The sequence below is a fragment of the Planococcus sp. TJ-201 genome (assembly GCF_058268495.1).
On record NZ_JBZDOG010000012.1, the window covers coordinates 40,296 to 60,707 of the forward strand.

The 20,412-nt window shown below is 51.4% G+C and carries 25 protein-coding genes and 3 pseudogenes; 27 read left to right on the plus strand and 1 reads right to left on the minus strand.

Going from position 1 to position 20,412, the window contains the following annotated elements; translation table 11 throughout:
* The first annotated feature begins 242 nt into the window (after positions 1 to 242).
* The 22 genes and pseudogenes from AC4EG4_RS18525 to AC4EG4_RS18630 all read left to right on the plus strand — a co-directional run bounded on the left by AC4EG4_RS18525 (position 243) and on the right by AC4EG4_RS18630 (position 16,117).
* Positions 243 to 1,019, plus strand: a complete 777-nt coding sequence (locus tag AC4EG4_RS18525) for a single-stranded DNA-binding protein (RefSeq protein ID WP_490988653.1) — start codon at positions 243 to 245, stop codon at positions 1,017 to 1,019.
* On the plus strand, positions 1,020 to 1,448 hold the full coding sequence (locus AC4EG4_RS18530; protein WP_490988654.1) for a hypothetical protein: 429 nt from the start codon (positions 1,020 to 1,022) through the stop codon (positions 1,446 to 1,448). It abuts the gene before it with no gap.
* Positions 1,445 to 1,618 (plus strand): hypothetical protein, encoded by a 174-nt coding sequence (locus AC4EG4_RS18535; RefSeq protein WP_490988655.1) that lies wholly within the window; start codon positions 1,445 to 1,447, stop codon positions 1,616 to 1,618. Before AC4EG4_RS18530 ends, AC4EG4_RS18535 begins: the two co-directional genes overlap by 4 nt.
* A 25-nt stretch (positions 1,619 to 1,643) precedes the next feature.
* Positions 1,644 to 2,906, plus strand: a complete 1,263-nt coding sequence (locus AC4EG4_RS18540; protein ID WP_490988656.1) for a hypothetical protein — start codon at positions 1,644 to 1,646, stop codon at positions 2,904 to 2,906.
* Positions 2,907 to 2,944: 38 nt separating this feature from the next.
* On the plus strand, positions 2,945 to 5,215 hold the full coding sequence (locus tag AC4EG4_RS18545) for a DNA polymerase (protein WP_490988657.1): 2,271 nt from the start codon (positions 2,945 to 2,947) through the stop codon (positions 5,213 to 5,215).
* Entirely contained in the window at positions 5,216 to 5,392 is a 177-nt protein-coding gene (locus AC4EG4_RS18550) for a hypothetical protein (RefSeq protein WP_490988658.1), read from the plus strand. It abuts the gene before it with no gap.
* A complete protein-coding gene (locus tag AC4EG4_RS18555; RefSeq protein WP_490988659.1) occupies positions 5,389 to 5,670 on the plus strand; it encodes a thioredoxin family protein in 282 nt (93 codons plus the stop codon). Before AC4EG4_RS18550 ends, AC4EG4_RS18555 begins: the two co-directional genes overlap by 4 nt.
* Positions 5,671 to 6,672: a hypothetical protein gene (locus tag AC4EG4_RS18560; protein WP_490988660.1), complete on the plus strand. Its 1,002-nt coding sequence runs from the start codon at positions 5,671 to 5,673 to the stop codon at positions 6,670 to 6,672. It abuts the gene before it with no gap.
* Positions 6,669 to 7,196, plus strand: a complete 528-nt coding sequence (locus AC4EG4_RS18565) for a hypothetical protein (protein ID WP_490988661.1) — start codon at positions 6,669 to 6,671, stop codon at positions 7,194 to 7,196. The genes AC4EG4_RS18560 and AC4EG4_RS18565 overlap by 4 nt, the downstream gene beginning before the upstream one ends.
* Positions 7,193 to 7,603 (plus strand): hypothetical protein, encoded by a 411-nt coding sequence (locus AC4EG4_RS18570; protein ID WP_490988662.1) that lies wholly within the window; start codon positions 7,193 to 7,195, stop codon positions 7,601 to 7,603. Before AC4EG4_RS18565 ends, AC4EG4_RS18570 begins: the two co-directional genes overlap by 4 nt.
* A 164-nt stretch (positions 7,604 to 7,767) precedes the next feature.
* Positions 7,768 to 7,929 carry a hypothetical protein gene (locus AC4EG4_RS18575; RefSeq protein WP_490988663.1) on the plus strand — a complete coding sequence of 54 codons (162 nt, stop codon included), beginning with the start codon at positions 7,768 to 7,770 and terminating at the stop codon, positions 7,927 to 7,929.
* A gap of 142 nt (positions 7,930 to 8,071) precedes the next feature.
* A complete protein-coding gene (locus AC4EG4_RS18580; RefSeq protein ID WP_490988664.1) occupies positions 8,072 to 8,242 on the plus strand; it encodes a hypothetical protein in 171 nt (56 codons plus the stop codon).
* Positions 8,243 to 8,351: 109 nt separating this feature from the next.
* A pseudogene (locus tag AC4EG4_RS18585) lies at positions 8,352 to 8,681 on the plus strand (vitamin B12-dependent ribonucleotide reductase); the annotation flags it as partial.
* Positions 8,682 to 9,671: 990 nt separating this feature from the next.
* A pseudogene (locus AC4EG4_RS18590) lies at positions 9,672 to 10,523 on the plus strand (ribonucleotide reductase barrel domain-containing protein); the annotation flags it as partial.
* Between the two features lie 228 nt (positions 10,524 to 10,751).
* Positions 10,752 to 11,381, plus strand: coding sequence for a hypothetical protein (locus tag AC4EG4_RS18595; RefSeq protein ID WP_490988665.1), 630 nt, complete (start codon positions 10,752 to 10,754; stop codon positions 11,379 to 11,381).
* Positions 11,382 to 11,470: 89 nt separating this feature from the next.
* A pseudogene (locus AC4EG4_RS18600) lies at positions 11,471 to 12,568 on the plus strand (ribonucleotide reductase barrel domain-containing protein); the annotation flags it as partial.
* 68 nt (positions 12,569 to 12,636) lie between these two features.
* Entirely contained in the window at positions 12,637 to 13,287 is a 651-nt protein-coding gene (locus AC4EG4_RS18605) for a PhoH family protein (protein ID WP_490988666.1), read from the plus strand.
* 22 nt (positions 13,288 to 13,309) lie between these two features.
* Complete coding sequence (gene dut / locus AC4EG4_RS18610) at positions 13,310 to 13,870, plus strand: dUTP diphosphatase (protein ID WP_490988667.1); 561 nt, start codon at positions 13,310 to 13,312, stop codon at positions 13,868 to 13,870.
* Entirely contained in the window at positions 13,867 to 14,010 is a 144-nt protein-coding gene (locus AC4EG4_RS18615) for a hypothetical protein (RefSeq protein WP_490988668.1), read from the plus strand. The genes dut and AC4EG4_RS18615 overlap by 4 nt, the downstream gene beginning before the upstream one ends.
* Complete coding sequence (gene thyX, locus AC4EG4_RS18620; protein ID WP_490988669.1) at positions 14,007 to 14,768, plus strand: FAD-dependent thymidylate synthase; 762 nt, start codon at positions 14,007 to 14,009, stop codon at positions 14,766 to 14,768. The genes AC4EG4_RS18615 and thyX overlap by 4 nt, the downstream gene beginning before the upstream one ends.
* Before the next feature lie 30 nt (positions 14,769 to 14,798).
* Positions 14,799 to 15,542 (plus strand): hypothetical protein, encoded by a 744-nt coding sequence (locus tag AC4EG4_RS18625; RefSeq protein WP_490988670.1) that lies wholly within the window; start codon positions 14,799 to 14,801, stop codon positions 15,540 to 15,542.
* Entirely contained in the window at positions 15,542 to 16,117 is a 576-nt protein-coding gene (locus AC4EG4_RS18630) for a nucleoside/nucleotide kinase family protein (RefSeq protein WP_490988671.1), read from the plus strand. Before AC4EG4_RS18625 ends, AC4EG4_RS18630 begins: the two co-directional genes overlap by 1 nt.
* Here AC4EG4_RS18630 and AC4EG4_RS18635 read toward each other — a convergent pair.
* The gene (locus tag AC4EG4_RS18635) at positions 16,114 to 16,515 is read right to left on the minus strand and encodes a hypothetical protein (protein WP_490988672.1); all 402 of its coding nucleotides are present in this window, start codon (positions 16,513 to 16,515) and stop codon (positions 16,114 to 16,116) included. The genes AC4EG4_RS18630 and AC4EG4_RS18635 overlap by 4 nt on opposite strands.
* A gap of 83 nt (positions 16,516 to 16,598) precedes the next feature.
* On the opposite strand from AC4EG4_RS18635, the gene AC4EG4_RS18640 reads away from it, so the two are divergent.
* The 5 genes from AC4EG4_RS18640 (at position 16,599) to AC4EG4_RS18660 (ending at position 19,903) form a co-directional block, all read left to right on the plus strand.
* Positions 16,599 to 16,727, plus strand: a complete 129-nt coding sequence (locus tag AC4EG4_RS18640; RefSeq protein ID WP_490988673.1) for a hypothetical protein — start codon at positions 16,599 to 16,601, stop codon at positions 16,725 to 16,727.
* Entirely contained in the window at positions 16,717 to 17,376 is a 660-nt protein-coding gene (locus AC4EG4_RS18645) for a sigma factor-like helix-turn-helix DNA-binding protein (RefSeq protein ID WP_490988674.1), read from the plus strand. Before AC4EG4_RS18640 ends, AC4EG4_RS18645 begins: the two co-directional genes overlap by 11 nt.
* Before the next feature lie 505 nt (positions 17,377 to 17,881).
* Positions 17,882 to 18,130 carry a hypothetical protein gene (locus AC4EG4_RS18650; protein ID WP_490988675.1) on the plus strand — a complete coding sequence of 83 codons (249 nt, stop codon included), beginning with the start codon at positions 17,882 to 17,884 and terminating at the stop codon, positions 18,128 to 18,130.
* A gap of 143 nt (positions 18,131 to 18,273) precedes the next feature.
* Positions 18,274 to 18,942 (plus strand): hypothetical protein, encoded by a 669-nt coding sequence (locus tag AC4EG4_RS18655; protein ID WP_490988676.1) that lies wholly within the window; start codon positions 18,274 to 18,276, stop codon positions 18,940 to 18,942.
* Positions 18,943 to 19,525: 583 nt separating this feature from the next.
* A complete protein-coding gene (locus tag AC4EG4_RS18660) occupies positions 19,526 to 19,903 on the plus strand; it encodes a phBC6A51 family helix-turn-helix protein (RefSeq protein ID WP_490988677.1) in 378 nt (125 codons plus the stop codon).
* The last annotated feature ends 509 nt before the right edge of the window (positions 19,904 to 20,412 follow it).

Genomic DNA, 20,412 nt, shown 5'->3' on the forward strand with positions numbered 1-20,412 from the left:
GCTAACGGTTACTTACGAGGTGAGAAAGGTTCCTCACGCGCTAGGTTATTAATACAACGCCAAGGCTGGCACCCGATAAAGCCACGGAGCCTAGTTAATAGGTATGCAGGAAAAGAGCGAAAGCTCACGCCGCCCTGCCGTAAGTAGCCGTTAGCGGACGCTGATCCCGCAAGCTGACGTAGTGCACGACGTTAGTAAGCGCATGGTGTACCGCATATTAAACCGAAAAGGGGACGATTTGATTGGGTATTAGAGACACGCTTAAAAAACGCGAAGAACAACGGGACGCAGCAGCAAACGGGGGTAACAGCGATTTCCCGGACGGCGTCACTCGATATGTTCGCATGGGTAAGTTTGGCGAGGTAAATGCCGAAGGACGCACGTTCATCACTCTCGCTGATCCCGACAATTGGTTCTTCTACTTTGTCCACGAACATTCCGAGTTCAACGGCAAAACGACGCACTTCTTCCGTAAACACACCTGCACGCATTCTCCACGTTCCCAAGACGCTGACATTATCGACTTCTTCAAACCCGGCAAGCAAGAGTGCTTATCGTGCAAAGCGGGCGCTAAACGTAAAATGTACGCCATGATTCCCGTATACGACCTCGAATACAAAACGTACCGAGTGATCGACACGAAGGAATTCCACATCAACAACCTGATTTCGGACTACGACAAGTTCGAGAAGACGATGCGCAAGGTAACGAAAGACGCCGAGTATTCCATCGTAGGGGAAGCGGTGTTTATCAAGCAAGTCGACAAGTCGTTCTCGCTGGAATCAGGCGACGCAACGGACGAAGAACTCGAAGCGGCTAAAGCGTTTATCGGAATCGACTACGGTTACGAAGAACTGGCGAACTTCCGCGAAGAGAGCGACATTGTGACGTTGCTGCAAGACGCATTGTCGGAAGCCAATATCGACAAATCCGTATTGCCAGCGGCCACTGCTACGGAAGAACAGGCGCCGGCAAGCGAGGGCGCACCGCTTGCACCCGACCCGACGGAGGCGTTCTAATTGGCGCATAAATTCAACGTAATCGGCGCGTATGCCGAACTAATTGCGCGAGCTGCGTTGCACGCTAACGGGTGGAAGTCCGTGGGGAGCTGCGACGCCAGCGAGGCGCACGACATTCAAGCGCGGCACCCGACGACAGACGAGTGGGTGACGTTTCAGTGCAAGACGATCCACGTACGCGACGACCGACGCGGCGAATACAAAGTGCCCGGCAAGAAATCGAATGGCAACGTCTACACCAAGTCAGACGCCGATATGTTCATCGGTGTACTGGTCGGTGTTGCCGACGGGCCGCGCGTCTGGACGTTTGCTAATCGCGAAATTACCGAATACTGGGGGCCGCAAGCAGGCGCCGGTAAGGAATGGACGGAGCTGCCGCTGAACCTCGACCGCACGACGCTGCATAACGTTGAGGTGGATGTAGGTTGACGCCGGAATGCGCAAATTGTGCGCGGGCGATTACGCCAGGCAAACCGTATATTGTAGACGAGCGCACTGACGCCGTTTGGTGTAGCGGCAGTTGCTTCAGCGACTGGGCGGCGGACAACGCGGAAGAGCTAATCGAATATTACGCAAAGCACTATACACACCGATTATAAATCAGACGAAATGGGGCGTTTATAAATGGCGAAGTTAACCGGAGTTAAAGCGTTGGATATGAAGAATGGCGAGGTAATTCGAGTTGAATACGAAGGGGCACCGTATGAGTTAGTTGAGGGAGACGCCAAGAAAGGCGATTTAGCATACCGTTCCTCGAAGTCATACCACGGTGATATTACAATCGGAAGCTACTACGAGGTAGTCCGCTTCGACAAGAGCGACTTGACGGTTAGAGTAATCGACAATTCTCGCAAAGCCGGATGGTACGACTTGTCAAAATTCGAGTATTACCGAAAAGTCACCGCAGAAACGCCGTCACTAGACGCAAGGCTGTCAGACGTAGAGGCTCGCGTAGGCAAGCTTGAAGCGAAGCCGCAACAACAGCAAGTCACGCGTCCGATTACAAGCTACGACGATCTTGCGGTAGGCATGACGTTGCAGTGCGTTGAGACTAACGTGGGTTACGTAACAGTCGACAAAACCTACGTAGTTACTGGCAAGGATAGTGACGGAGATTACGAAGTTATTGACGACGTAGGCGATAAAATCAACGTCACGTTCTACCGCGATGTGGCTGACGACAATTATAAATTCGTAATCGTAGGCGAAGCGCATGCACAGCCGCAAGATGCGCCGCTGAAGGTTGGCTACTACGCTAAAATCGTCGATGCTAGTGGCAGAAACTCCGGCATTTTAGAAGGACAGATTCGCGTTATTACGAAAGTAGACGATACTGGTATGCCGTATGCTGCGGAAACATTAGACGGATCGGCGTACGACTGGTTCCGCGCACACCGCCTCGTCAAAGCAACTGACGCAGAAGTAGCGGCTGCAAAGGCGCCAAAGTTAAGCGTAGGCGATTACGTTCGCCCTAAGTCAGCCGGACGTTTCGGAGGTGTTGAAGTAGGCACGACCGGAAAAATCGACCTCGGCCCTGACGGCGACGGAGAGTATCGCGTTACCTTGCCGGACGAAAGCGACCACGACTACTTCGAACCGTCGCAACTAGAACGCGTAACCGACGCAGAAGTAGTCGCAGTGCAAGCGTCAGTCGCCGAAGCCGAGCGCTGGGACGAAATTGGGCGCAAGGTGAACGAGTTTAAGGAGGGCGACATCGTGCGAATTATAGCGCGGGAAGACGCATACACAGCGCACAAACCCGGCGAAATTGGAGTAGTTTTGCGGGACATGAACGACGACCGTCCGTGGGTTGGCGTAAATAAGCTTGAGCAATTTAGCGTAGTCGAATTAGTAACGCCTGTCGAAGACCGTTTCGACCGCGCGTAACATAAACGTAACTACACCGGAAGCGGAGGCGGCACAAGATGGAACTCAAACTAACGTTAAATGGCGCAAGCAGCGATAAGCCGGCGCAGACCGACCGTTTGCAAGCTGCGGCCGCCAAGCGCACGGCGCACGTTGAGTCAACCGACGAAGCATGGCAGCGCATTTTAGCGATGAAGAACGCCGACGCTGACCAGGCGAAGTTGCTGGCGGTCAGAAATGCGATGGCCGACGGTCAGTTAGGACGCGAGCCGGCAAGCGCAGGTAAACGATTTAGTAAAGCGGAGGCGCTGCGGTTGTACCGCGAGCTGGCGTCGTTGCAGCGTGAATCGAAGCTGGCTGCGATGGTTGCGGGCACACCGGCTAATTACGTGCTGGTACTCGATGAAACGGCATTGGCGAAAATGGTCGCCGAGCTACACAACGAACCATTGATCGCAGTTGATACGGAAACGACCGGCCTGGACGTTTACACAGACGTCATAGTAGGCGTTTCATTTACGCTACCAATCGCTGACAAGCACTACTATGTACCGATCACGCCAACCGAAGACGAGCGCGTGCTTGACGCTCAGCTGGCGCTAGAAGCAATGCGACCTGTAATTGAGTCGGCTGACATACGCAAAGTAATGTTTAACGCAGTATTCGATATTCACATGTTTCGGCGTCACGGTATTTCGTTCGGCGGTCTTGCGTGGGACGGCATGACGGCGATGCACTTGCTTAACGAGAATGAGGCAGAAAAGAAGCCGGGCAATGTCGGCTCTTTTAAATTGAAAGATCTAGCGCCAAAATACCTGGGCGCAGAATCCGACACATTCTCCGAGCTATTCGGAAGTAACGCGAAGTTTGCCGAAGTGCCGCTTGACATTGCGCTAGTATATGCGGCGAAGGATACGCAACTCACATACGAATTGTATTTGTTTCAACGCAGACACCTCGAAAATTTCCCCGAAATGTATGGTTATTATTGCGATGTAGAAGTGCCGCTGCTGAATGTCATTGCCGACTTGGAAGCAAACGGCTACGTGCTCGACTTGGATTTCGCGGTTAAATACGGCAATGAGTTGCGGGCACAGTCCGACGCCCTGTATATCGAGCTAATGGACGCGCTGAAGCCGTTCGTTGAGCCGGGCGCCGAATTTAACCTCAATTCTCCGCAGCAGTTACGTCCTGCACTATCGAAAGCAATCGGCAAGCCCCTCGCAAACTTGGACGCCAAGCGTACGCTGAAACCACTGCGCAAGCAATTCGATATTATCGACAAGTTGCTTAAGTACAAAACGATTACGAAGCTATCGAGCACGTACATCGACTCGCTGCCACGAAAGCAAAACGTCACTACCAAACGCTGGCACTCGCGGTTCAATCCGATGGGTACGGTAACTGGGCGCTTCAGTAGCGGCAAAGACGAAGAGTCCGGCACCGATCAGCAGTTCAACGTTCAGAACCAGCCAGCCGACGCGCGCAATATGTTCGTAGCGCCGCCGGGTAAAGTACTCGTCGGGGCCGACTTCAAGGCGCAGGAAATTCGCTGTGCTGCGTATATGTCGGGCGAGTCGGTGCTGATTGACGCGTTTAAAGCTGGCCGCGATCCTTACGCAAACATGGCGGCAAACTATTACAAGCGACCGTACGAAGATGTCAACAAGAATCCAGACGGCAGCGACACGGTTGAACGTAAAGGCATGAAAGTCGTATGGCTTGCGACGTTATACGGAATGAGTATTTATTCGCTGGCGGACATGCTCGGAATATCGAAGGACGAGGCGAAGAAGTTTCAAACGGAACTATTCGAAAGTATGCCGCAGCTAAACGCATGGCTCAAAGACAATGAGCGCTTCGTATCGAAGAACGGCTTCGTGTGGGCGGATAAGCAATACCGCAAGCGGCGCCTGCCCGACGCTAAGCTGAAACGCAAGCAAATTCCGTACGGCAAATATAACGATCCGGCGTATGAAGCTGACCGCAAGCACAACTCGGCTATCAACCGTGCGCTTAGACAGGCGACAAATGCCCGTATACAAGGATCGTCGTCGATTCAGACGAAAGTGACGATGATACGCGGCCATGAAGAATGCGCTAAGCGTGACGGCTGGTGTTTATGGGCCACTGTGCACGACGAAATTATCTTCGAAATACCGGAGGACTTTACTCGCGAAGACATTGCGGTGATTGAGCGCGTCATGCTCGATTCGTACGTGTTTGGCGAAGTGGAGAACGGCACGGACATCGAGGTTATGACGCGGTGGGGCAACGGCGTATCGGTCGACGAATGGTTTAAGCAACGCAACTCGAAGGAGGACACATAGATGGCGAATTTAACGCTTATTATAAACATATTACTTTACGTATTCGGTATTATCTCTGTAATTCAAGCGGCATTCTTTTCCGATACTTTAGCGGAACAAACGAATCACTTAGGCTGGGCGATACTCTTCTACGTATCGGCGCAGATTCCAACGAAAGTAGAGGACTTGCGTAAATGAGCACCGTAACCCTACGCAAGCTCACACGCCCAAACTGCCGGGCCTGCGCCGTGCTGACGAATTACCTCGAAAGCATTGCGGTGGATTTACTGGCGCTGGGCGTCGCAGTAACCGAGCATAACATCGCTTATGAGCCTACGCTGGTTGAACGCTACAAACTGACGACTGTGCCGGTGATCGTGATTGAGCGCAATGGACGCGAAGTTGGCCGCCTGGTCGGCTTGGTGTCGACGACGGAAATACTAGATGCGGTGCGAGCTGCGAAGGAGGACGAATAATTGACGATTGACATTACCGCAGTAGCGCAGGAATTTACCGACTACCTCAACGAGTTCCATACGTTTCAGGAACCGTATGACGACGACCTCGACGCCGATATACACGAACGTTATTCCCGCATTAAGCGCACCAAGAGAGACCTCGACTGGTCAGCGCCTTATTTCTCACCTTCCGGCGCCAACAAGTGCGACCGCGAACTCTACGTTAAGGCATTGCGCGCTAAGAAAGACGACGAAGCGATCCTACCGTGGCGACGCCGCTGGACGGGTCAGGGAACGGCGCTCGGTGATTGGTTCCAACGGGAGGTATTGCTCGCCGAAAAACACTATCCGCGATTCACTAAGAAGCCGGCTAAGTTCCGTATGGAGCGCCTAGCTAACGGAGACTTTGCGTTTGAAGATTTCGTATTCACGCAGCGTTTCGTCGAGTATGACGACGTCAAGTTTTCGCTGCTCGGCACAACCGACGGCATTCTCGAATACATTACGGACGACGGCGAAGTTAGGCGCATTGGCCTCGAAGTGAAATCGAAACAAACCACCGCAGCTCAAACGTCGCTCTACTCGATGCGCGAGCCGAAGGAAGACCACGTTAAACAAGTCACCGCGTACTCGCTGATGTACGACCTCGACGCATTTCTGATCGTCTACGTCAACGCCAGCAAAAAGGCGTGGAACATGTCGCAAGACGACTTCGAAAAGACTCCTGACTTCCGCGTGTTCGGCGTCGACATTACCTCCGGCATGCAGTTGGCGCTACTAGATAAGTTCGCCGCCATTACTAAGGCTGTCGCAGCTAAGACGCCGCCGCCGCTGGACATTGCGAAGTTCGGCTTCAACAACTTCAAAACGGCGTGTGCCGAGTCGCTGACCGACGCCGAGCTTGACGACTTGAAGACGCAGACAAAACGCTACATGAAGTCGGGGCTGCCGGAATGGCAAAAGCAGTCGGTGTTTGATGCTTACGAGTGGATTCGCGAAACTAGGGAGGCGGCACAATGACGCGCGTTCTCTTCTTCGATACGTCGCTATCGTCGCCAGGAGTTGCGATAGTCGAAGTTAAAAACGGCAAGCCGCGCATCGTCGCCATGTCGCATATTAAGCCCAACGCCAAGCTCGAACACGGCTTGCGTACGGAAATCGTCGAAGCGTGGGCTACGCTGTTCATCGCCGAGCATATTTCGAGAGGTTTTACGTCGGTACTGCGTGAGGATTTTAACGGCCGCACCTCAACGCAGAACTATCCAGTATTCGCCGCATGGTCGGGCACGCAGCGAGCCGCCGAGAAGTTCGGTCTTAAATTCGATATGTGGCGCGAGCCTGGCAAGCGAGCAACGTTAGGGCCGACGCCATCGAAAATCAAGCTGCTAGTATGCGGCAAAGGGCGCGGCGCTGCCGATAAAGACGAAGTGGCTGCGGCTGTACGACGCCTGACCGGTTACGAAGGCGAGTTTGAAACGGACGACCAATCGGATGCTGCAGCCGGAGCGCTTGCGTATCTACTACACGAAGGAGTGATTAAATGATGTTGACAACAATACCGCAAAAAGGCGATAAGATTCGATGTGTTAGCGATTACTACGACACTACTATAGGAAAAATCTACGACGTTATTGATGTGGATTATGATGGTTGCGCTCGTTTTGTGGACGACGTGCAAGACATAATGACGATTGAGGGCGACGAGTTAGAGCATTTCGAATTAGTGACCGAAGAACATGCGCAACCACTGCCGGCCGGCATCGTACGAATTGGCGCGTTTAGCATCACATCGTCGCAATACGAAAGTGCTTACAACGTTGAGGTATCGACCGACGCCGATGGATTTGCCGCACTACAGCAATTAGAAGCCGCCAGCAACGTGCAAGCCGAGCGCCGCGACATCGAACGGCAGATCGCGCAACTACAGCGTAAATTGGAGGCGTTGCAATGAGTAGAGTATCGAGTAAGGAAAACGTTGCAGAACTATCAAGGGTCGAGTTATTCTTATCAATCGCCGCACTATTTGCGGTAACACCTTTCGTAATAATGTTCGCATGGAATACGTTGGTAGTCGGCATGTTCGGCACCGCTAGTATCGGATACGGTGGCGCTTGGGTGCTTATGACATTACGCGCAGTAGCCTTGCCGAATCCCGCGTTAATTACCGAGGAACAAACGGACGAGCTTATCAGCAGACGGATTTCGCGCATCATACTAATTCCGTTAATCGCATCTGCGACGATATTCATCGTAGGGAAAGCCGTTGGCTACCTATGAAAACGTACTTACTAGCGTTCGCCATCGTAGTAGTGCTACACGCAATAGCCGCGCTGGCTGGCGCATTCACGACGCTAAGCAGCGACCAGTACCTCGTCTATATACTCGTTGGCTTCGCAAGTTACATCGTGGCAGAACGCCGATGGGGTTGACGCCTGCACAAGCGCTCGCATACGTCGAAGAACGCAAGGCCGAACTGCGCTACGACTTAGTCCGCGTCGACGAAAGGCGTGCGGCACTAAAAACACAGTTGGCGGTACTGAACGACCAGGCGCAGGAATTGCGTACATTAACCGAAAAGGGAGAGCGATAATTTGACAAACATACACACCGCATTAAACGAGGATATCCGCCAGTTTCCGCAAGTCCACCCGATTGAACCCACTATGAAAACAACCTTCGCCGGCGTTTCGCGCCTTATTATGCTCGACCGCTACTCGTTTAAAGACGTTAAAAAGTCCACTCTAAAAGTCGGCGACACCGTTGTGCTGACCGTTAAAACTGATCCGAAGTTTCCTGCGCGTGGCATTGGCGCAGTAGCCGCGATTGACGGGCGTACGATTACCGTGCAGCTCGAAGAGGCATACGCAGGATACGGCGATGAATACGGAGTGCTGATTGCTGATATTAGCGTCGTCGACAAGCCGCTTGAACTTTACTACGAACAGATTGCGTTGCGAAACGCTAAAGGAATCGCCAAGGCGGAGCTAACGCGATCAGCACGGACGAAAGCCGAGCGCGAGTTCTACGAAGAGTTGTCGTCGCTGAACTTCGTACCGGCTGGCCGCGTGTTATACGGCGCAGGAAGTGACACCGACGTGACGTTCTTTAACTGCTTTAGCGGAGAAACAATCGTGCAGACGCGCGACGGATCGAAGCGTATCGACGAACTTGACGGCGAAGTTTCCGTATTATCTAAAGACGGTATTTACCGCACAGCTACGTTCAGCCAATTCGGCGAGCAGGAGTTATTCGAAGTAACATTCGCTAATGGCGAGAAGGTTCGTACGACAGCCAGCCACGAATGGTTCTACACTGCAAGTAACGGCCTGGCGAAGACAACGACGTTAAACCTAGAAGGTAAGCGCGTGCCACTCGTTAAGAAAAGTAAGAACTTCAAGACAATGACGTTATTCGAAGGTATTCGACACGGTATCGTTTACGGCGACGGAACGCTACAGCATGGATACGCTAACGTCAAATTATTCGGAGAAAAAACCGCATTAACTAGTTACTTCGATGGCGCTCATATCACAGAGCACTATAACAGCGATTATGTCGGTATTTATAAATTAGACGCTAAGTACAAGGCGCTTCCAACGACGGAAGACGAATCATACTGGCAGGGATTCATCGAAGGGTTGATCGCAACTGACGGCTATGTCGATAATCGCGGTTCATTCGGATTTCACAGCAGCGATTTAGAAGCGATTAATTATATTATCGCTAATCTCCACCGAACAAACTTCCTATACACCTCCGTCAAAATGTCGCGCAAACTAAGCCCATACGACGGTAGCTACGCCCCTTGTTACAAAGTCCAGCTTGCGAAGCGTTCGGCAAGCAGCGAAAACTTCTTACGTAAAGCCCACCGAGATAACTTCGACAACTCTGCGGATTCCATTAAAACAACGTCACTCAAAGTAATTAGCGTTAAAGCGCTGAACATCGTCGAGCCGGTCTACTGTGCGCAAGAACCAGAAACGCGCAGCTTCGTAATTGGATCCGGTATCTTGACTGGTAACTGTTTTGTAATGCCTTACCCGGCGGACTCGCGCGAGGGCATCGGTCAGCACCGCAATGAAGTCATGGAGATCATGTCGCGTGGTGGTGGTGTTGGCACAAACGGCTCAACATTGCGCCCTCGTAATACGTTAGCACGCGGCGTCAACGGTAAGTCCAGCGGATCGGTTTCGTGGCTGAACGATATTGCGCAGCTTACGCACCTCGTCGAGCAAGGTGGCAGCCGTAGAGGCGCGCAAATGATTATGATGGCGGACTGGCATCCGGATATAGTCGAGTTTATTCTGTCGAAGATGCAGAACCCGCGTATATTGCGCTTTATTATCGAGACTACGGAAGATGAGCAAATTCGCAAACTAGCGCAAGAAAAGCTGAAGTTTACGCCGCTGGCGGAGAATGAGCTGAAGTCGCTGCAATACGTAGCCGACCACATTCTCGACGACGACGCGCAATTCTATGCGCAAGACATCCTTGACGATGGTGGGCGTTACAGCGTCCACGAACCGGACTTCCTAACCGGCGCCAACATTAGCGTAGCTATCACACGTGAATTTATGGCTGCAGTTGAAGCCGACGCCGACTACGAACTACGCTTTCCTGACGTTGAAAACTACAGCGAGTACGACATGGCGCTGTACGACGATAACTGGCAGGCAAGCGGTGATGTGCGCGACTGGGCGGCGAAAGGGTTCGCAATCAAAACGTACCGCACGATCAAGGCGCGCGAGTTATGGAACCTCGTTAATATTTGCGCAACATACAGCGCTGAGCCGGGCATCTTCTTCTTAGACAACGCCAACGACGCAACGAACGCCGTGGCATACGGTCAGAAAGTCGTCGCAACTAATCCGTTAAGGGCCAACCGACAGGCGGATGTAAAACCTCTTTAATTGCTGGAACGCCCTAACGTAAAGCCGAGGGTAATCAGCAGCGAAGCCGCGAAAGCGGAACGTTCAACGACTATCGAAAGCACGCAGAAATGCGGAAGCGAGTAGAGTAGGGCGCAAGAGCGCTCGAAACGGGAGGCAGTCAGCGAGCTAAATTACGTCAGACAAACCATCGAAAAGGGGATGTTTGATATGAGGGAGTTCTTCAAAGAACGCAACTTATCTGACGAATTTATGCAAAGTTTTGAAGGGTTTATGTTAGGGGACGGTTATTTATCTAACCGTAATAAAAGCAAACACTCAAGCCAATTTATTGTGACTAATAAATACGCTTCGCACGCTCATTATGTAGCGGAGTTACTTGCGCAAGAGGACGTCGATCATATGGTTAAGTTGCGGGATAAGCAGGGCGCATTTCCTGGCTCGACAGCAGCTTCGACGGTGTACTCGAAGTTCTACAAGACGTTCGCCGATTTAGAAAGCAGACGGTACGAAACAAGAGATGATGGCACTCATTTCAAGATCGTACCAAAAGACTTAAAACTGACTCCAATCAGTCTACTGCAATGGTACATCGGCGACGGGTATTTAGTCCACTTAAAAGGCGTTCCACAACGGGTGCAGTTTTGTACTGATAGATACACAGATGAAGAAATCGTATTTCTACGCGACTGCTTCGAACGTGACTTCGGTATTCCCTTACAAATAGACTGGAACCGCAGAAGATTACGCATACCTAGACGCATGTTAAACGATTTCTTTGCAATACTACCGGATTGTCCGGCGCAGATAAATCACGATTTAGGGTATAAATGGGCGTAATTTAGTCGTCGCTGACTGATGATATAGTCTGATCTTGCGGGAGACCGTAAGAGGCGGTACGGAATCGGTATCGTCGTAACACAAATGGTGGAGAACAACCCTTAGCACCATACAGCGTATGCAACTTGGCAGCCGTTAACCTAGCGAACATGGTCGACAAGCAGACGAAGAAAGTCGACTTTGCGAAGCTACAACGCACAGTAACGGTCGGCACACGCTTCATGGACAACGTAATCGACTCGACGCCATATTTCCTCGAAGCCAACGAAAAGCAAGCGCTAGGCGAACGTCGCCTCGGAATGGGCGTCATGGGCTTGCACGACATGCTCATTTACGCTGAACTTAAATACGGTTCGCCCGAAGGTAATGCGCTAGTTGACGCTGTATTCGAAGCAATGGCTACGGCTGCCTACCGCGCGTCGATTGAGCTGGCGAAAGAAAAAGGATCATTTCCGTTCTTAGATGAGGAAGTCGACATGAAAGGCCGCATTAAATTCGTAAACAGCGGTTATATGAAGAATATGCCTAATGACATCGTAGAGGATACCGTCTTATACGGTATCCGCAACTCGCATCTGCTGACGGTCGCGCCAACGGGCAGCACCGGCTCAATGGTCGGCGTATCGACCGGCCTCGAACCGTACTTTGCGTTTAAGTATTTCCGCAGCGGGCGCCTTGGCAAGTTTATGGAAGTCAACGCGGAAATCGTGCAGGAATACCTTGACGCTAATCCCGGCGCCGACGCCGCTAACCTGCCCGACTGGTTCGTGCCTGCGATGGACTTAGCGCCTGAACAGCACGTCGACGTACAGAACATTATCCAGCGTTGGGTTGACTCATCGCTATCTAAAACGGTAAATGCGCCGAAAGGTTACAGCGTTAAGCAAGTGCAGGGCGTTTACGAGCGTCTGTACAAAGGCGGCGCAAAAGGCGGCACAGTTTACGTCGACGGGTCGCGCGATACGCAGGTGTTAACGCTGTCGGCCGAAGAAAACACGCAGACAGAAGCGCCAACCCAGACGAAGGTTATTGCGGTTGACACGATCAACGAGCTACGGTCGACGGACGTGACGGTAGGCAGCGAGGTTGGCGAAACGTGCCCGATTTGTACGATTGGCGAAATCATTGACGCTGGCGGCTGCAATACGTGCAATAACTGCGGGGCGCAACTTAAATGCGGGTTGTAATTCCCCAAAAACGACTTTCGCGGCTAGATAGTATTGTAAGCGTCATAAAAACGAAGGAGTGAGCGACGATGGGACTTCCGAAGAACAACTTGCTATTCGGCTATGAACCGAAGTTGACGGCCGAACAGCGCGAGTACGTCGATTCGATTTTCGATAACAAGGTGACGATTGTAAACGCGAAGGCAGGCACCGGTAAGACGACGCTCGCCGTCGCTTGCGCCCGACTGCTCAACAAGCCGCTGTACTATACGTTCGCACCTGTCGAAGAGGACAAGCTCGGCTTTACGCCAGGCGACGTGGCTGCGAAGGAGTCGAAGTACATTGTGCCGCTGCTGGACGCATTGCGCGAAATCAAGGAAGATCCGCGCTTTGCGATACACAGCGAAGACAACCCGGACTTTATGAACGCGAAGGCGTGGGTACACCCGCACAGCCACGTATTTATGCGCGGTATCAACCTGAAGAATTGCACGCTGATTATCGATGAGTCGCAGAACTTAACGCGCGGCGAACTGAAAAAGGTTTTGACCCGCTGTCACGACTCGGTGACCATTATCATGATCGGCCACACCGGACAGTCGGACTTAGACGACCCGAAGAAAAGCGGCTTCGAACCGTACCTGCATCATTACGCCGGAACAGACTTCGCTAAGGTTTGCGAGTTGCACACGAATTTCCGCGGTAAGATATCGCAGCACGCCGACAAGCTCGCGTGGTAACTACAAAGGAGGCTGACGCAATATGACGAATCACGAATCGCATGAGTACGAAGAACGCCGCCAGCTAGGCGCAACTAGCCCGACTCGACGCCCCGCAGCGGACGTAAAGCCCTTACGGATCAAACGCCTGACGCCGGACGCGGTAATGCCTACGAAAGCCCATGCGTCAGACAGCGGCTTTGACATCTACGCAGCCGAGGACGTCGTGCTGGTACCAGGCGCATCTGCAATCGTCAAAACCGGCATTGCCGTCGAATTACCGTCCGGCTATGAGGCGCAGATACGCCCACGCAGTGGCATTACGGCGAAGACGAAACTACGCGTTCAGCTCGGCACGGTCGACAACGGGTTCACCGGCGAACTCGGAATTATTACGGACAATGTTTCGCGCGGTAGCAATCGGCAGGCAGCGTTCACTGTAAAAGGCGGTGGCGAGGGTGATTACGTTATCTATAAAGGCGACAAACTAGCGCAACTCGTAGTAACGCAACTGCCCGCATTCGTAGCCGTAGAGGTTTCCGACTTCGCCAACGCCACCACACGCGGCGCTAACGGCTTCGGCTCATCAGGGGTGCGCCAATGAACGCCTACACGTTTCTCGCCGTTCACAACACGGTCTTATGCGCAATGACAGCCGTAGCCGTCTACGCAACAGAAAGCCTATGGGCGTTACTGCCGCTGGTGTTTATCGGAACGACTATTCGGAAGGAGGGCGCTAAATGAACGTAACTCTAATGGCACACACGCAATTAAGCGAAAAGTATTTCGAATATACGTATCAGCAGCACGCAGACCACGAATTTACCGACGGCCAGGCTGTCGCACTTAGCGCTATTAGAACGTGCTATAGCGCCAACAAGCCGTCGGAAATAGTCGCCAAGGAAGGCGCTAAATACTTCGGCAACAAAGCGACTGACGGCGCTGCAGGTACGGAAGCCGATCGCCTCATACGTCAAATTGTCGCGTCGAAGCATTTGAGCACCGTTGAACATTTGACGTTTACCTTCGCAATTGAAGGCGTCAGCCGGGCGCTACTGGCGCAGCTCACACGTCACCGCGTCGGGTTTAGCTTCAGCGTTCAGAGCCAGCGCTATGTGCGGTTCGGCAGCGATGATCGGTCGGGCGGCTTCGATTATGTGACGCCTGAAAAAGTGGCGGATGTTAGTCGTAATCAATGGGACGAAGATCGTAAGCTCGTCGATAGAACTGCGGATGAGTTATTCGAAAAAGCCATGCAAGACGCGCAGTCGGCGTACGACGATCTACGCAAAGCAGGCGTACCCGCTGAAGATGCCCGCGCAGTCCTACCGCAAGCAGCCGCGTGTAACTTAGTTATGACGGCCAACCTGCGCAGCCTGCTCGACTTCTACGCTAAACGCAAGGCGGGCAACGGCGCGCAGGGCGAAATTGCTGCGTTAGCTGAACGCCTGAAAGACGAAGTGGTGGCGGTCGAACCGTGGACAGAAACGTTCTTTGCGTAACGAACTACTAAACGAATCGGAGGCGGTAAAATGACGAAGTTTGACGAGGTAATCGAGCATGAAGGCGTTAAGTATCGCAAGGTTGAGCGTGAGGCGCGTGTTGGCGATAAGGTAGTCGTTACGAATAGCATGGCCCCGGATCAATATACGGCAGGAGAAGTCCACGAAGTCGAAGCGATTAACTACAAACAATACCGTCTTGTCGGGGAGGGCGCCGACGGAATCAGAGCCGGATTCCTTTACGGCCACGAATTCGCCGTACTAGAATCGTTGGCTGACGCCAATAAGCCAACCACCGCAACCATGCCGAAGCTAACCGACGCAAAGCCGGGCGACACTGTGCGGATTATAGCCGCCAAGGACTTAGATAAGCGCGGGTACGAAAATGGAGATACATTCGAAGTTACCGAGGTATGGCAAGGTAATAGAATGATACAAGGCGTCAGCACCGAAGGAAAGTACGTCGAGCTGTACGCCGAGGAGTTCGAAGTTGTGCGCGAGTATAAGCACGGAGGCGGATATAAACCGTCTTGGTTGCGTAAGTCTGCGGAAGAAAAGGCAGAGATTTTTGCCGAAGCAGGACGCGAGCAAATCGAGCTGCATGACCGCAATAAACTCGCCGACAACGTAAAAAATGCCGAGTTTCGACCATACGATCTTGTCGGGAAGAAGCTAACACTGTTCGGGGGACGTGAAGGAAATTTCTACACGATTATTGGCCGCGAAGATAACGGTATGTCTTACGTAGTATTCAGCGGGGAGGATGGGGAGTAATGCGTATAGCACTTACGGGACAGATGCGGTCAGGTAAGGATACTGTAGCTAATTTAATCACCGACATAACAGGCGCTAAACGAGTGGCGTTCGGAGACTCTTTAAAACAGTCATTTCATGACACTTTTACCGACATAAAATCGGAACCTAAGCCGCGCGCTAAGTACCAAGAATATGGGCAGCTTATGCGTGCAATAGACTCCGAGATATGGGTTAAAAAATTATCCGCTAAATTACCTGAGTTAGGCAACGATGTTATCGTCACCGACTTACGGCAACAAAACGAATATATTTGGTGCTTGAAGCGGGATTTCGTAATAGTGAGAGTAGAAGCGCCTAGAGAGTACCGTATTGATCGCGCCATGTTAGCAGAGGATGATTTTGTACTAAAAGACCTGCATCATGAGACGGAACAACATACGGACGGCTTCGCAGTTGCTCACGTACTTACGAATGACGGAAATATTGACGACTTGTACGGACATGTAGTTGAAATGATCGGTGACATTGATGTGATTAAAAAACGATTTATACTTACCCGGAATTATGAGTTACACAAGGTGGGTCTACGTTAGTTAGGCGTAACAATCTCAAGCTTAAACGCGTGCCAGCGCACGCCGTTAGCATCGACTTCGCCGATCGTCATAAACCGGTGTGGGCCGTCTGGCTGCCGCACCGCAAGCTTGTCGTACAGCCAGCGCGCGCTAATATAACCGCGTTTGTCGACGCTGAACACGCGCGCGCCGCCGGCAACCATCGTAACTTCGTCGTACTTGCGCAAGGCAATAATGCGCTGCGCCGGATCGACGCTAACGTAGAGCTTGCCGGTCGTGCCGTACATGCCGAGTAGCTGCGTAACGGCGCTACCAAGGCGCAAGCGGCCAAAGCGATCGAGTGTGACGCTGAGTGTGCCGTTGTTGCCGCGTCGTAAGTCGGCTGACGTAACGGGTTGTAGCGATATTTTATGAGACATAGCGTAATTACCTCCGATAGTGTTTACGCATAGTATATCGCAGGGCAGACGCAATAGCAACGAAATTATAAGGAGGCGACCGAATGAGCAACGCAAAAGCAACGTTACAACAAAACAGCCAAGCAAAAGCCGTTTTGCAAGCCTACCACGCGCTAACCGAATGCCAGTATAAAGGCGACATTGAAACGGAGGAACATACGAATGGCAGATAACTATAACGTAAAATTGTCGCAGGATATAAAAGTAATAGGCGGTAAGGTGAGGCGAGGCATGCTGCCGTTAGTCGCCCGCAATCCCGCGCTCGACAAGGCGACGATTGAATACGCAATCGCACAAGACGATCACTACTCCAATATGCGCAACCCACTAATCACCCTCCGCAATAACTCCTTACTAGACCGCGCTGGCGACCTCGTTATTTACGAAGAGCTGAAGTGGTCGCACCCGGACAAAATGAACATCGTCGAATATCCGATTATGAGCGAAAGGCAAGCCGAAAGCCGCCAGGCAGACGAGGTGCTGGTCGGTAGTCTACAGTATGACGCGTCTACATCGACAGGTTCTCGCAAGACTGCCTACACAGACAACGACGGAACACCGAAAGTTTCTCGATCCCGCGTGCTAGAGCCGTCTAATCCTGCGATTGAGGCGATTGGACAATACGACCATTTGTACGAAGCGCTTGATAACGCAGGACTGACCGACCGACAACGGCAGGCGATTGACCTTGTGTACTTCGGAAATATGACGCAGGAAGCTGCCGCGAAGGTAATGGGCGTAGGTCGGGTCGTCACAACTCGACACTTAACGGCTGGGATCGAGAGATTACGCAAATATATGACGAAAAGTTTAAATAAGTAGGCACATTTTACCCATTTAGTCTGCTATATAGGGGAGGAAACGTTACAAAGTCTACCATCGCGCGCAAACTCCGTTAACCACACGGCAAGGCGCGCTTCTTACTACCTTAACTAGCGGAGATAACTTCGCCTGTAACCGATAAATATACCGGTAGAGTTAGCCGTATAAGACTTAATAGAAACGACGGCTCGACCGTTGGTGTGCGAAAGGTTAACGCCAGTCGTACATTATAAGATGCGTCTAAGCATATCCGACGTAAAACGATAATATGCCGTCCAAGCATGCCAGACGTTAACGGCGGTAAAAAGCCAATATGTCGACGCAGGCTATCGTCGTTAAATAAAGCGCCGACCGACTTAATGCGAGTTTACGGTCTCATTAAAAACCGGCTTAATACTATGGCGTGGCTTACGTTTAGTGAGTCCGCGCCCATCACAACGGAGAATACCGCAGTTACCTTCAGTGGGCTGCGGTTTTTACATAAAAACGAAAAGGAGTCGATAACATGGCGGCAAACAACGCGCGCGAATTAACGGCAAGAGTAAACGTAGACGTATCGGAAGCACTTACGGGGCTGAAGGCGTTACAACGAGAAGCGAAGGAAGCTACGAAAGCCTTACGTGAGTTAGAGTCAGTGAGCCGTACTAATACCGTTTATAACGTCGTATTTAGCGCACCAGTTGACGCTGATATGGACGAACTGGCACGAAAGTTAGCCGTTAAACTAAACGCTTCTAAAGGATCTCTATTATGACTAACGGCGAATGGGCGTATATAAACAAAGCAACCGGCGAAATACGCGATATGCAGTCGAAGCAAGCGCAGACGGCTGGCTTTCGGCAACTAAAGGCGAAGCAAGCACGCGAAGGACGCGCGGTCGACTTTACGAACGCCGACATGCGACACCTACACGAAGTCTACAACGTACTCACCACGGCACAATGCGGCTATTTAATGCTGCTTCAATGCTACGTTGATTACAATACTGGCGTCATTGTAGACGCTAAAAAGACGGCCATGACTACGGCTGACATGCGCAGGGTGTTGCAGTTAACTGGCGGCAAAGAGTCGACATTTTACGACTTTATGGCCGCTTGTCTGGACAACGGTATCTTAACGCACGCTGACGGTGAATATACGGTCAATAAGCGTTACCACTTTAAAGGGTCGCTAAATAACGCATTTGCGGTCAAAACGTACACGGCGAAAATCAAACGGGTATACCGCGAAGTTAAGGCGGTCGACATCGGTCTAATTTACCGCATGTTGCCGTATGTTCACATGAGTACAAACGCGCTGTGCGACAATCCATTCGAACGTGATCCGCTGAAAGTACGCTGGCTTAATCGTAAGCAGCTCGCCGAAGCGATTGGCGTTGCGCCAGAAACGTTGGGTCGCAGGCTGCCGAAAATGACATTCGATGGAGTATTCGTGGTCGCACGTATTCGAGTCGGCATGGAGCCGGAACGTTATACGATGAATCCTAGCGTGTTTTATCGTCAAGATACGACGCCAGATGAGACGCTATTGCAGATGTTCAACGTAGCAGGCCGACCGAAAGTGTGACCTTATTCGGAGTAATCGTCCAAAAGTGTGACCTTATTCGGAGTGCCTAAAAGTGCCTTCGCGCTTACAGCCACGTGGGTTTTCGGAGTTTTAGGCGTGAAATTATTTCTTAGTCTTTGTTACGGTAGATGCCCGTTGAGCAATAGCGTAGCCAACATTCGTCATTATAAACGCTTCACTGACGTTTGTTAGGCGTTTTATTTAAGTACGCTGCCGCACTTAAAACCGTGCGTCAGGTGCTTTAGTTAACGTTGTTCCTGGGCGTTAGCACAGGCATTACTTGAACTTAGTAATACGCTAATAAACGCAAGCACAGGCGCCGGCTATGCGCTAGTATTACGGAGAGATAAACGGAAGGGGCTGCGGAGATGTGGACGCTAAAGAAGCGTTGTTTCAGAAGCTCGTAGATAAGTACGGATTTTCACACGCTACTGCCACGAAGATACTCGATAGAGAGGACGCCGAAGCGGTACGAATAGTCGGCTATATTTCGCAGGCTTACGCTAAAGGACGCGATTACGATAGAGAATCGTGGGGTAATAGCGGTAGTTACGGATAAAAATACGAAAGGAGGAACGCAATAATGGCGAAGAGGCTAACGGAGTTACAGATCGCAGCAATCGAATACCTAGCGCTGCCACAACGAGGCGGCTTAACATACGAAGAGATCGCCGCTAAGGTTGGCGTCAGTGATCGCTCATTACGCACATGGCGCAGTGAAGACCGTTTCAATGACGCAGTGGTCAAGCGTACTATCGCAAACGCTAAGGATTACCTGCCCGATATCATGGCGTCGATACCTCGACATATTATCGAAGATGGCAACGCTGCTATGTTCCGCACATACTTACAATCTATCGGCGCATTGACGGATAAAGTCGAAGTGGAGTCGAAAGGTGACAGCGTGGACATGGACGCAATCAGAGCGCAGATAGCCGCATTGCGGAAGGGCGACGAATAAGACGCCTATTATATAGTAGGAACTCTACCGCAGTCATGCCGATAGCTTCCGTGTGAGCATACGATAGCACGGCAATACATCCGGTGGAGGGGCTGGGGGGCGTGCGGGGTCAAACGCTTCGGCAGTCGCCAGCAATTACCGCTGAATACAACGTAAACCACTCGATAAGCCTGCGTTATATGCACGATTCTATACATGAAACGCTGATCGTGGCGATTTAAGAACGTTGATATGGCGCAGGTTAGCGAGTGCATAAACGTTTGGTGTTACATGAAGCGTTATGAACGTTGATATAACAATGTTTTCAATGTAACACAGCTTCATTATGTAACATTAAGTATACATTTAAATTAATATTATATACATTTTAGCTTTTTAAAACTTTTTATTCTTTATTCTTCAAAAACCCCCAAAGCCAGCTTTTTAAAAAAAGGTATTCTGGTGCCATTAACTCGCGGATATCATTTTTTCACTTTGACTTTGCGCAGCCACACGCAGCCTATACGATT